Annotated in this window: 10 protein-coding genes; 4 read left to right on the top strand and 6 right to left on the bottom strand. The window is 33.8% G+C overall.

Going from position 1 to position 11,999, the window contains the following annotated elements:
- Window positions 1-6 precede the first annotated feature (6 nt).
- Both DMA14_RS04820 and DMA14_RS04815 read left to right on the top strand, forming a co-directional pair.
- On the top strand, window positions 7-972 hold the full coding sequence (locus tag DMA14_RS04820; protein WP_111423570.1) for a PorP/SprF family type IX secretion system membrane protein: 966 nt from the start codon (window positions 7-9) through the stop codon (window positions 970-972).
- A gap of 12 nt (window positions 973-984) precedes the next feature.
- Window positions 985-2,913: an OmpA family protein gene (locus tag DMA14_RS04815; RefSeq protein ID WP_111423569.1), complete on the top strand. Its 1,929-nt coding sequence runs from the start codon at window positions 985-987 to the stop codon at window positions 2,911-2,913.
- Window positions 2,914-3,274: 361 nt separating this feature from the next.
- Here DMA14_RS04815 and DMA14_RS04810 read toward each other — a convergent pair whose 3' ends face one another.
- The 4 genes from DMA14_RS04810 to DMA14_RS04795 all read right to left on the bottom strand — a co-directional run bounded on the left by DMA14_RS04810 (window position 3,275) and on the right by DMA14_RS04795 (window position 8,771).
- Window positions 3,275-3,688 carry a 3-hydroxyacyl-ACP dehydratase FabZ family protein gene (locus tag DMA14_RS04810; RefSeq protein WP_111376945.1) on the bottom strand — a complete coding sequence of 138 codons (414 nt, stop codon included), beginning with the start codon at window positions 3,686-3,688 and terminating at the stop codon, window positions 3,275-3,277.
- 1,206 nt (window positions 3,689-4,894) lie between these two features.
- Window positions 4,895-7,099, bottom strand: a complete 2,205-nt coding sequence (locus tag DMA14_RS04805) for a TonB-dependent receptor (protein WP_111423567.1) — start codon at window positions 7,097-7,099, stop codon at window positions 4,895-4,897.
- A gap of 129 nt (window positions 7,100-7,228) precedes the next feature.
- Complete coding sequence (locus tag DMA14_RS04800; protein WP_111423565.1) at window positions 7,229-7,615, bottom strand: DoxX family protein; 387 nt, start codon at window positions 7,613-7,615, stop codon at window positions 7,229-7,231.
- A gap of 142 nt (window positions 7,616-7,757) precedes the next feature.
- Window positions 7,758-8,771 (bottom strand): zinc-binding alcohol dehydrogenase family protein, encoded by a 1,014-nt coding sequence (locus tag DMA14_RS04795; protein WP_111423563.1) that lies wholly within the window; start codon window positions 8,769-8,771, stop codon window positions 7,758-7,760.
- Window positions 8,772-9,213: 442 nt separating this feature from the next.
- Here DMA14_RS04795 and DMA14_RS04790 point away from each other — a divergent pair, with 442 nt between their 5' ends.
- Both DMA14_RS04790 and DMA14_RS04785 read left to right on the top strand, forming a co-directional pair.
- Window positions 9,214-9,771, top strand: coding sequence for a GNAT family N-acetyltransferase (locus DMA14_RS04790; RefSeq protein ID WP_111423562.1), 558 nt, complete (start codon window positions 9,214-9,216; stop codon window positions 9,769-9,771).
- A gap of 7 nt (window positions 9,772-9,778) precedes the next feature.
- Window positions 9,779-10,213: a DoxX family membrane protein gene (locus DMA14_RS04785; protein WP_111423560.1), complete on the top strand. Its 435-nt coding sequence runs from the start codon at window positions 9,779-9,781 to the stop codon at window positions 10,211-10,213.
- 94 nt (window positions 10,214-10,307) lie between these two features.
- Here the strand turns inward: DMA14_RS04785 and DMA14_RS04780 are convergent, their stop codons facing one another.
- Window positions 10,308-10,808, bottom strand: a complete 501-nt coding sequence (locus DMA14_RS04780; RefSeq protein WP_111423558.1) for a hypothetical protein — start codon at window positions 10,806-10,808, stop codon at window positions 10,308-10,310.
- Window positions 10,809-10,917: 109 nt separating this feature from the next.
- Window positions 10,918-11,772 carry a helix-turn-helix domain-containing protein gene (locus DMA14_RS04775; RefSeq protein ID WP_157957668.1) on the bottom strand — a complete coding sequence of 285 codons (855 nt, stop codon included), beginning with the start codon at window positions 11,770-11,772 and terminating at the stop codon, window positions 10,918-10,920.
- Window positions 11,773-11,999: the final 227 nt, after the last annotated feature.

Here is an 11,999-nt window from a genome sequence, read left to right as displayed (position 1 = left end):
CAGAAAATGAAAAGTTTAAGAATAGGATTAACCAAAATAGAATTGGCTATGATTAAAAATATAAAAAAGGTTTTCGCGATAATTACTCTATTCTCGGTATATGGAGCCTTTGCACAACAGGACCCGCAATACACGCAATATATGTACAATACAATGACCGTAAACTCAGCTTATGCCGGATCTCTTGGACATTTAACCGTAACAGGTCTTTTAAGAACGCAGTGGGTTGGTATCGAAGGCGCTCCAGACACTCAAAGTTTTTCTTTGGATACACCAGTCGGAAAAAATGTAGGGCTTGGAATTTCAATCGTAAACGAAGAAATCGGGCCAACAGACGAGCAATATTTAGATGCCAATTTCTCTTATACCATTAAATCTGGAGAAAATCATAAGCTTTCTTTTGGAGTAAAAGGCGGTGGACGTGTTATCAATATCGACTGGTCCAAAGGAAGCTATAAAGATCCCGATGTACAATTTCGTGAAAACATTACCAACAAATTCCTTCCTGTTGTTGGAGCTGGTTTGTATTGGCACGGAGAAAGAGATTATATAGGACTTTCTATTCCGAATTTTATGACCCGCGAACGTTATACTTATGATGATATTAGCGAAGATTTGGTCAATCAGAGAATACACGTTTATCTTATTGGAGGTTATGTTTTCGACCTTTCGGCACATACCAAATTCAAACCTGCTCTTTTTCTGAAATATGTGGCTGGCGCTCCAATGATTGCCGATATATCTGCCAATTTCATGTTCAACAATGCTCTTACGCTAGGTGTTTCTTATCGTACATCGGATTCTGTGAGCGGTCTTGTGGGAATACAAATTACGCCAATGCTTATGGCTGGTTACGCTTACGATTACACTACAACCGCTTTACAGAATTACAACAGCGGTACGCACGAAATTATGCTTCGTTTTGAACTGGTTTCACGCAAAAAAGGACTAAAATCACCAAGATTCTTTTAATACGGATAGTCTATGAAAAGAACAACTACTATACTCGCATTATTGGTTATACAGCTAATTTATTCGCAAACCAAAAACAAAACTGCCGATGCTCTTTTTGATAAGATGTATTATGTTGAAGCCGCAAAATCGTATGAACTTTCCATCAACAATGGAGATGCTTCCAAAGAAACGCTTCAGCGACTTGGAGACGCTTATTATTTCAATACAAAAATGTCCAGTGCTTCAAAATGGTACGGAAAGCTAATTGCTGAATATCCGAATGAAGTTTCAGCCGAATATTTATTTCGTTACGCACAGTCTCTGCAAGGGATTCAGAACTATGAACTGGCAAAAAAATGGATGAAAAATTTCTCCGAAAAGCAAAAATCGACAGATCCAAGGGCAAAGAATTTTTCTCTTAAAAATGTCACTTTAGAAGATATTGAAAATATAAAACCTTCTTTTCTACTAGAAAATTTAGACATAAATACTGCTAATTCAGATTTTGGACCAATGTATTACAAAGGCAATTTAGTTTATTCTACTACTGCTGATTCTTCATATTTTAAAACTGAAAAATACGGTTGGAACGATCAGCCTTATCTGAATATGCAGTTAGGAAAAATAAGCGAAACACAATCGAACGTTACTTTTAAAGAGCGCTTCGGAAAAGATATTACAACCAAATATCACGAAGCCTGTATCGCCTTTTCTCCAGATGAAAAAACGATTTATTTTACCAGAAACAATTATAACGGAAAACTAAAACGTGACTCCAAAGGCATTAATAATCTTAAAATCTTTTCTGCTACAGCAACAGAAAACAACAATGGCACCGTTTCCTGGAAAGATATTAAAGAACTGCCTTTTAACAGTGACAACTATTCCGTTGGACATCCTTCAGTAAGCAAAGACGGCAAAAAGCTCTATTTCGTTTCAGATATGCCAGGAACTATTGGTTCTACAGATATTTTTGTAGTCGATATTTTAGGCAATAATCAATTCTCTGAACCTAAAAATTTAGGCGAAAAAATAAATACAACTGGCCGTGAAATGTTTCCGTATATCACCGATCAGGCTCTATATTTTTCTTCTGACGGATTTTTAGGTTTAGGAGGTTTGGATGTTTTTGAAAGCCGATTAAATGATGGCGCTTTTGACACACCAGCCAATCTCGGTGCGCCATTAAACAGCAATAGAGATGATTTTGGATATATCGTTAATGAAGCAACCAATAAAGGTTTTGTATGCTCGAATAGAAAAACTGGAAAAGGTGATGATGATATTTACTCTTTTGAAAGATCATGCAATCAAGCCATAAGCGGTTTTGTATTTGATGCCATTTCAAACAACAGAATTGCTGGAGCTATGGTAACGTTAAAAAATGCCAACGGAATTAAAGTAGCTGAAACCGTTTCTCAACTTGATGGAAAATACGATTTCAATAACAACGTAAATTGCAATACGCCTTATACTATCGAAGTCTCAAAAGAGAGTTATAACAACAATACTAAAGCAATTGTAACAGCAAACAGTTCAGGAAAAACCGAAGCTCTTGTTGGTTTGGATCCTGCTTTAATCGTTCGCGAAAATGGTCTTTTAAAAATAAAAATCGGAATTATTTACTTTGATTTAGATAAATCAGATATTCGCTATGATGCTGCAATAGAACTAAATAAAGTAGTTCTCTTAATGCATCAGTATAATACTGTTGTGATCAAAATTGAGTCACATACCGATTCAAGAGCCAATGATCAGTACAATCTCGAACTGTCAGACCGAAGAGCAAAAGCTACAAGAGATTATTTAATTTCTCAAGGAGTTGCTCCCGAAAGAATAGAAAGCGCAATTGGCTACGGAGAGACACAGTTAATCAATAATTGCTCCAACGGAGTGCCGTGTACCGAAGCACAGCATCAAGTCAATCGCCGAAGCGAATTCATCATTACAAAAATGTAAAAAGAAAAGCTGTCTCAAAAGGACAGCTTTTTTGCTGGATGGAATATTTTTAAATTTTATTCTTCTGTAAACCCCCAGCGGGGTGAAATATTTATAGAATTACAATAAGACCTATTAAAAAAGCTCCGGAGGAGCGACATATTTTTCTGTAAGTTTAAATATGTCGCTCCTCCGGAGCTTTATGTTCTAAAAGCTATTCTTTGCTATAAATATTTCGCTTCTCTGAAGCTTACTAAAAGAGTTATTTTTTTAAGACTGTTCTTTTCTCCATATCTTTTTTCTTGACTCTCAAAATCCATCTTCCTGCCTCAATCAAATCTTTCGTCTTGCTTCTTGCTTCTATTATCTTGCTTCTACTATATCACTGAAGCTTCACACACATCCACTCACCTTTCATAATTAGCCTATCTTCATCAAAAGCTTCACCCGACTGTTTTATGATTTTTTCGCTTGTGCGAATGTTTTTTACAACAAATTTAACGAGTTTATCGAACTCAACACCTCCAAAAAACTCCACCTTGTCTAAGCTAACCAAGCCAAAAACGCCATCTGCAATCCCTAAAAGTTTTATACCTGCACCGCCACACTGCGCCATTGCTTCAATCAAAATAGTTCCTGGAACAAAATTAAAATCGGGAAAACTGCCCTGAAGCCAAGCATCTTTTTCTGTAAACGTCTTTAAACCAATGATTGTTTCTGTCGTATAAGAAATAATTTCATCCACAAAAAGGAATGGGGCACGATGCGGAATTAAATCTTCTATTTTTTTAGTCATGATCTGTAATTTTTAACAATGTACGAATCTGAACTGAAATAGACAATATTAAAATTGAATCTGTGTTAAAAACGGGTTAAAATGTTAAAAAATGGATTAACTCACTATGGACTAATCTGCGTTATCTACTCCGTTGATTACAGCATTTTTTTGTTAATGATTAGACCATTTGGCATTTTTTCCAATATCAAAACAAATCAAACACATGCGATAAAGGCGTTTTTCTTTATCCTGACCAATAAAAAAGAAAGAATCAAGCATTGCTTCCAAATTAAATATTTAAGCCTTAAAATCGTTTTTAAATTGCTCAAGTAAATTATCATTGAGTGTAATTCTCTTCAGCAGTATAAATCATGTGAAATTTATTGTTGTATTTCAATCTGTGGCGTCCAAAAACTTTCTCCCATTAAGCGTCTTCTTTCTTCAAGGGTAAAGTGTTTTTTTTTTAAATCTGAAATCTCAAGAAGTGTATCCGAAAACCTTCTTCACTATGAAAATCTACAATTGTTGCTTTCACAAGTAATAAACTCCATTTTCAAAAAAAATGTCATATCAGCCAACAAAATTAACTTCTCTTTTGAAGTCTATTTTTTAATGGTTTCTTTCTCTTGAAAACAACAAATAAAGACAAAAAAACAAACCTAAAAGAACAAAATACTTTTTTATTTTAATTATTAAACTTTTTATTTAATTAAATCAATTTAAAAACTAAAAATCAAAAAGTTAACATCTTACTATAGAAAACCTCTATAACAGAAATCACATCAAAAAACAACGATTTTATTGTAAAAAACAGTTTTCTGTTTCCTAAAAAAAGAGATCGAAATTTTCTTTATTTTAATGCTTCTCGATTCTTAATTTTCAACTCAACAACCCTTACTTTTCAACCTAAAATTTACACAAAAAAACTACATAGCACTTCTCTCCTACTTTTAAAGTTTTTTTGATTGGATTTTGGCGGATAATGCATTATCAAAAAACACTTTTTATATGAACTGAAAGCAGTTCTAAAGCTGTTACAGCATCAAAAAATATTCATGTTAAAAAATAAATAAAAATCTAAAAATCAAACAATTAAAACAAATAACATAAAGCAAAACATTAAACATTATAGTACCGAATAAATTAGCAGTAAATTAAAAGTTAACTCTAAATAAAAAAGCGCCTCAGAAAATCCTGAGACGCTTTTTATTGAGTTAAAACCCATTACCAAGCATATTTCAATATCAGTCGCGCATTAAATGGCGTTCCTGCCGTAAAATGAATTTCTTCTACAGAATCAGTTTCATTTGCTAATCTTGATTCGGTTAAGAATTGTGTTTCTTTCCATTTTGTATTGAAAATATTATCGATGTTTACACCAATCGAAACTTTCTTAATTTGATAATTTACGGAGAAGTCGGTAATGCAATATCCTTTTGCCACAACCGAATTGTCTTCATTTGCTGGTCTATCTCCCAAAAAACGAGTTCTTATGCTTCCTGAGAAACCTTTTAAGTCTTTTACCGAGATCCCGTTCATTAAAGTATTTTTTGGAGCCAATGGCAGATAATCATTTCCTTTAGGCTCATCTATTGCTCTTGCATGCGTATATGTGTAATCGATATTCCAGAATAACCAGTTGGTCAATTGATATCTGAAACCAAAATCAAAACCTTTTCTTTCTGTTTTTCCGCTTGGTTCAACAACCGCTTCGTCTCCAACATAGACAAATTCCTGTGCCAAATACAAATACCAGATTGCCGAATTAATAATCATGCGTGGAAATGGTTTCCAGTTGATTCCTAAATCTGCACCATACGTTTCAGGAAGGATTTTCTCCCCTTTTTGGGCCACTACAACTCGAGTATCATTGCTATGAAATCCTTTTCCTAATTTCAGGAAATAGTTTAATTTATCATTTTGAGTATACAAAAAGTTCAGTTTCGGACTCACAATTGCTTTTGTCTGTGTCTGATTGGCGTAAGTTGATGCCAATTGATCTTCGTAACCAAATTTAAAATAATCTAAACGCAAACCTCCATTTACTAGCCATTTTCCCGATGTAAAATCAAGACTTGAATATGTAAATAAATTGGTTTGGTTTACAGTTCCTAAACTCAAATAATCTAAAACTGTTTTTCTGTTTAAAGTATGCGATAATTCTACATCTTTATTATTATCGTTTCGAAGTCCAGCGCCCAAGTTAAAACGCCATTTTTCGCTTAATTTCTGATCGTATTCAGACTGAAAACCAACAATGGTTCTATTCTCTTTCTGTTTGATTTGATCGCCGTTTACAGGATCGTTTAAGAAAAAAGTAAAATTAGAATACAGTTCAAAATCATATTTGCTTAAATAAGCACTGCTTTTGACATGTGTATTTTCGTCAATTTTTGCATCGTATTGCAGATTGAAATTTGTTCTATCAGTATTTCCTCCTTCATTTGAATCGATTGCTCCGTAATGCGAAATTGTTCCGTCATTTACTGCGCGATCTGGAATTTGTCCACTTGCATCCCATTGGCTTTTAAAATGTGAAACCGAAATAGCCAAACGGTCTCCATTTTCCATTTTAGCATTGTACTTTCCAAACAAATTAATTCGGTTAAAGTTTTGAGGAGCATCAAAATAGCCATCAGTCATCATGTATTCTCCAGCAAAATAAGCCGATTGGTTTTCTTTATTCAATAAATTAAACATGGCAACAGTACGGAAAGTGTCAAACTGCCCTCCTTCAAAAGAAATAGAACTGTTCTGCAAAGCATTTTTGGTATTAAAACCAACATATCCAGCCGTTGTAAAATCTCCTTTATCCGCAAAATAGGCTCCTTTATCAAAATCAATATTATCTACCGTTTCTGGAATCACAAAATGTAGATCTGAATAACCTTGCCCGTGAGCGTGAGATACCATGTTTACTGGCATTCCATCAACAGTAATATTAATATCGGTTCCGTGATCGCAGTCAAAACCTCTTAAAAAGATTTGTTCTGCTTTTCCTCCACCAGCGTGCTGACCTATGAAAAGCCCTGGAACTTTTCGCAATAAATCTTGAGAATTTGAGATAGGCTGAATTTCAAAATCGATTTTAGAAATGGTATTCAGATATTTTAGATTATTACCAATCTTAACTTCTTCCAGTAAAAACGGTTTTTCTTCTAATTGAATGGAAAGAAAATCTAAAGAAGCCAATTTTACTCTTTGAGTTGAAAACCCTTTTTTGGTAATAACCAGACTATCATTTATCTGCACTCCTTCTAAGGTAAATTTTCCATTTACATCGGTATGTGCGTGTGATTTTGAATTTAAATTTCGAATTAAGACTTCTGATGATGCTTTTCCATCAGAATCATTTACAATGCCATTTAGAGATTGTGCATTAATTACTGGAGAAAAAATAAAAAGGATAAACGGGAATAAGGACTTCATTGCTATTTTGGTAATAATTTGGGTGTTTTGGACGCAAAAATAGCATAATAAAAAGAGTATCCATAAAAAAAGCCCTAAATCAAAAATTTAGAGCTTTCTGTATAAAGTAAACCTTTTACTTATAGAAAATTAATCCCACTGATTGTTTTTGGAAACAGCATATTTACCAGCACCTGTAAAGAATAATGCAAGAGCACCAAAAAGATAAAGCATTAATAATTCTAAAGCATAACCGCCATGCTCACTAATTGAGAAAATTTCCTGACTGTGCATCGTCGCAACTGCCACCACACAAGTTATTGCCAAAAGAACTGCTGCAATTCTAGTTCTGAATCCTAATAAAATGGCAATCGGAGCTAAAACTTCGCCAATGTAAACTGCATATCCAAATGCGCCCATGTTTTCTACAAGGAACGAAATTCCGTGAATCAGTTTAGAAACACCGTGAAAAAGCATTAATCCACCAGTACTTAAACGCAAAAGCAATAATCCAAGGTCTGTGTTTTTTGAAATCATAAATAATTTTGTTTAGGTTAAAAATTTATATTCAATTGGGTTTGTAAGCCGACGAAAATACAAAATTTTCTTATTTAAAAACAATATTATTTAAAACAATTCCAAATAGTCTTTTCAACCATTACTAACTCTATTTTAAGCTTTACAACTTAATGGCAATCTTTCCAATTGTCTTTCCTGACTCCAAAAGTTCATGTGCTTTCTTTAGGTTTTCAGTTGTAAGTCCGTGTAGTGTCGTGTTCAAAGTTGTCTTTAAGATACCGTCATCCAATAAATCTGCTACAATATTCAAGATGTTATGCTGTTCTACCATATCTTCTGTTTGGTACATAGATCGGGTGTACATTAATTCCCAAGAAAAAGAAACACTTTTGCTCTTCAGTTTGGTTAATGCAACAAGGTCGCTGCTTCCTGTAATTGAGGCAATATGACCTTGTGGTTTAATCAATTCAACCATTGTATCCCAATAAGCATTGGTATCTACGAAATCTAAAATAAAGTCAACATACTCAAAACCAGCTTCTCGAACAGACGCAATCAAATCTTTATAATCTACTACAAAATCTGCTCCCTGTTGTTTGCACCAAGCAATTGTTTCAGAACGCGACGCTGTTGCAATAACCGTTAAACCTGCTATTTTCTTAGCAAGTTGAATAGCTATGGAACCGACTCCTCCTGCTCCGCCAATAATCAAAATCGATTTTCCTTTGTCTTTATCTGCCGTAATTCTGATTCTGTCAAATAGAATTTCCCAAGCCGTCAAAGCCGTTAACGGAATCACAGCCGCTTCTTCTACACTTAATGATTTAGGTTTTCTGCCCACAATCCTTTCGTCGATAATCTGATATTCGGCATTGCTTCCTTGTTTGGTAATATCTCCAGCATAATAAACTGGATCTCCAACTTCAAACAAAGCAACATCTTTTCCGACAGCCTGAACAATTCCGACAGCATCCCAGCCTATAATTTTTGGAGTTTCAAGAACGGTATCTTTCGCACTATTCTGGCGAATTTTAAAATCGACTGGATTTACTGAAATCGCATCAATTTTAACTAATAAATCGTGTGGCCCTGGAATTGGCTTTACAGCTTCAAATTCGATAAAACTTTCTGGGTTTTCTATGGGTAATGATGTTTTAAATCCTATTGCTTTCATTTCTTTTTAATGTTTAAATTAAAACTATACTACAAATATAAGACGAGTTGAAATCTCTTGATTGGTATATATTGAGCGTATATTTGTACATATTAAGCACAATGCGTTTTTTGTTTCACGCAGATTCACAAAAGACAAATTATAAAGTTAGTTTGGGCATTTTTGTCATTTCGACGAAGGAGAAATCTCCACAAGTAGCTCCGTAAAGAAAGGCCAATCTATGTCGAGTTTCTTACGGAGATTTCTCCTTCGTCGAAATGACAATGATTGTGGTTACTTTATGTAATGCTTAAGTTCCCAAAAATACTTGGTTTAAAACTTTATCAAAGTCTAATCCACAAAGCTATGTGCATTCAGACAAGTGAAACGCCTTTCAGCACAAAGAAAAACTATGTTTCTATGTGTTTAAATAAAGCCTTAAATTTGCTAAAAACACTACACTATGAATATCAGAAAAGCCGAAAAATCAGACTCAAAATATATTGCTCCCATATTATTATTAGCAATGAAAGATATTATCTACAAGTTTATTGCAAAAGAAGATTACGCTTCCGCGAAAGACTTTCTGCAGTATTTCGTTGAAAGTGAAAGCAATCAGTATTCTTATCAAAACTGTTTTGTGGCTGAGGAAAACAACGAAATCATTGGCGCAGTAAATATTTATAACGGTGCAGACATTGAAGAATTACGCACTCCGATAGTCGAATATGTTCGAAAACATCATAATCCAGAATTCGACCCAGAATTGGAAACACGCGCTGGAGAGTATTACATTGACTCTTTAGGTGTGAATCCGAAACATCAGGGAAAAGGAATTGGTTCTCAATTATTGCAATTTTTGATTGATAAATACGTTCATAAAAATAAAGAGGTTTTAGGTCTGCTGGTTGAAGAAGACAATCCGAGTGCTAAAAAACTGTATTTAAAACTTGGTTTTAAGGTAGTTGGAAACAAAACTTTGGTTAAGAAGAACCTAGAACATCTTCAAATCAAAAATTAATTATAGAATGAAAAACATCACAATATTAGAAGCAGGTTTAATTTTAAGAATAGTTTTAGGAATTACAATGCTTTCGGCCGTAGCAGACCGATTTGGAGTTTGGGGCGCACCGGGATCTAACGCAGTCGCCTGGGGAAATTGGGAAAACTTTGTTATCTACACACAAACCCTAAATTCTTTTGCCAACAAAGCCACAGCAGAAGTTCTTGCAGGAATTGCTACTTTCTTTGAAGTTTTACTGAGTCTTCTACTATTATTTGGTTTCAAAACCAGACTTGCCGCTTTAGGAACTACCGTTTTGATGTTCTTTTTTGCTTTTGCCATGTCAGTTTCAGTTTCTGTAAAAGCGCCTCTTGATTATTCGGTTTGGACAAGTTGTGCGGCAGCTTTACTCCTTGCTAATATTGGAAAAACATCTTTTGCGGTTGATAATCGCATATAGTTTTTTAGGTTGCTGGTTTTTGGTTGATAGTTGATGGCGTAAAAACTTTTCACTAACAACCAAAAACTATCAATTATCAACCAAAAAAATCAATTCAAATCTTTTTTCGGAAATAAATTCGTTTCGGAAATTGATCTTGTTTACTTTCGTCCAAATCAAATTCTTCGTAATTTAATGATCGTAATATTTCGATTAAAGCAGTATCTGCAGCAAAAGCTTTCACCCAAATTAAATCATGTTTTCGCTGATGAGCAATTTCTTCTGCGCGTTTAATAAGCGCTATTAAATCTTCTTCATCAAAATAAATAACCTCACTTAGATGAATTGCTTTTGATGCTCCTAGATTTTCGTTTAATATTCTTGACGAATCCAGTTTTAAATAAGATTGTGGTGCTTCACCAAGGTATGCCATTAGAATTTCGATCGAAAAATCATTCTGAATCCGAAACAATTCTTTTTGAGAAAGATGCTGTTCTGCATATTTTTTTCCCAAATCTTTTTCCTTAAACAAATTGATATAAAACTGAACAGCTTTGTCTTCCATCCAAGAGACATTATCATTAATTATGACAACAAATTTTGCTATTTTACTCATTTCTTTTCCTTTTTAATAAAAGAGCAAAGTTGTACCGATCATAGTTCTTAAAAAAGAGCGATAAGGCTTCGAAATTGTGCAAAATGTCGGAAAGTTGATTTTAATCGTTTTATTTTTTTCGATATTCTAAAGGCGAAATTCCTTCGTAGTTTTTAAAAAATCGTCCAAAAACAGATTGATCAGAAAAATGGAGCATATCACTTATCTGATTGATTGACATATTTTTATTCTGCAATAAAACTTTGGCTTCCAAAATTACCATTTCGTTAATCCAGTCACTTGCCGTTTTACCGCTAAACTTTTTAATGACTTCAGACAAATATTTTCGACTTACATTCAGTTCATCGGCATAATGCTGAACTGATCTAAAATTCAAGAAATCTTTAAAAAGAAGTTCTTTAAATTTTTCAAATAAAGTATTCTGCACTTCTGCAGAGGCTTCTTCTTTCTGAATGGCATCGATCTCGTAAATCAAAATATACAGATAACTCCTCAAAATAGAAGCTTGATGTTTAGACTTACCTGCTGATGCTTCTTTAATCAAATTAAAAATACGTTTAAATTTATCTTCATCTGTATTTGTAAGTTGAGATAAATGACTATGACTATTTTCAAAGAAATCATATTGCGCAAGAAAAAATACATTTGCCTGATTTTCGAGAAAGAAATTCGGTTTAAAGAATATAATATCAATTAAAATTTCATCATCGCTTTTAGAAAAACTCCTAATGATAGATGGCCCCAAAGTAATAATAGCGGGAGCATGAACTACTTTCCTCTCAAGTCCGGTCTGCATAATTATGCTTCCTTTTCTTAGAAACTCAATCGCATAACTTTCCGCGCGATAAGACTCGCTGATATAAGGATGCTCGCTTGTCTGGATATAGAAATACTCTTTCTGATCTGCATGAGAAAACAAACTCTTATGATGTGTTAAGGAATAAGTGAGGATTTTATTCTTCAAGACTGCTTTTTTAGTAATCATTATCATCTCAAATATACCTTTTTTTTTAGTGTTCAGTGTTCAGTTTTTTAGTGATCACTATTCAGTCGCAGTATTCAGTCTTTGCGGTAAGAAGGGTTAGCTTTGCCAAAGTTTGAAACTTTGCTAAAGCTTCTAGACTCTAAAACTAACTGAGACTAAGACTGAAAACTAAAAAACTGAACACTGAACACTAAAAAATTTTTAAG

Origin of the sequence: Flavobacterium sharifuzzamanii (assembly GCF_003254585.1) — a bacterium.
In the GTDB taxonomy this organism is placed as follows: domain Bacteria; phylum Bacteroidota; class Bacteroidia; order Flavobacteriales; family Flavobacteriaceae; genus Flavobacterium; species Flavobacterium sharifuzzamanii.
The sequence above is the reverse complement of the archived record's forward strand: the minus strand, read 5'-3'. Positions and strand labels throughout refer to the sequence as shown.

What these genes read in the sequence shown, in the direction of transcription:
- DMA14_RS04805 (WP_111423567.1), bottom strand. Translation starts at nt 7,099, where the DNA reads ATGAAGTCCTTATTCCCGTTTATCCTTTTTATTTTTTCTCCAGTAATT.
- DMA14_RS04780 (WP_111423558.1), bottom strand. Translation starts at nt 10,808, where the DNA reads ATGAGTAAAATAGCAAAATTTGTTGTCATAATTAATGATAATGTCTCT.
- DMA14_RS04785 (WP_111423560.1), top strand. Translation starts at nt 9,779, where the DNA reads ATGAAAAACATCACAATATTAGAAGCAGGTTTAATTTTAAGAATAGTT.
- DMA14_RS04795 (WP_111423563.1), bottom strand. Translation starts at nt 8,771, where the DNA reads ATGAAAGCAATAGGATTTAAAACATCATTACCCATAGAAAACCCAGAA.
- DMA14_RS04810 (WP_111376945.1), bottom strand. Translation starts at nt 3,688, where the DNA reads ATGACTAAAAAAATAGAAGATTTAATTCCGCATCGTGCCCCATTCCTT.
- DMA14_RS04815 (WP_111423569.1), top strand. Translation starts at nt 985, where the DNA reads ATGAAAAGAACAACTACTATACTCGCATTATTGGTTATACAGCTAATT.
- DMA14_RS04800 (WP_111423565.1), bottom strand. Translation starts at nt 7,615, where the DNA reads ATGATTTCAAAAAACACAGACCTTGGATTATTGCTTTTGCGTTTAAGT.
- DMA14_RS04790 (WP_111423562.1), top strand. Translation starts at nt 9,214, where the DNA reads ATGAATATCAGAAAAGCCGAAAAATCAGACTCAAAATATATTGCTCCC.
- DMA14_RS04820 (WP_111423570.1), top strand. Translation starts at nt 7, where the DNA reads ATGAAAAGTTTAAGAATAGGATTAACCAAAATAGAATTGGCTATGATT.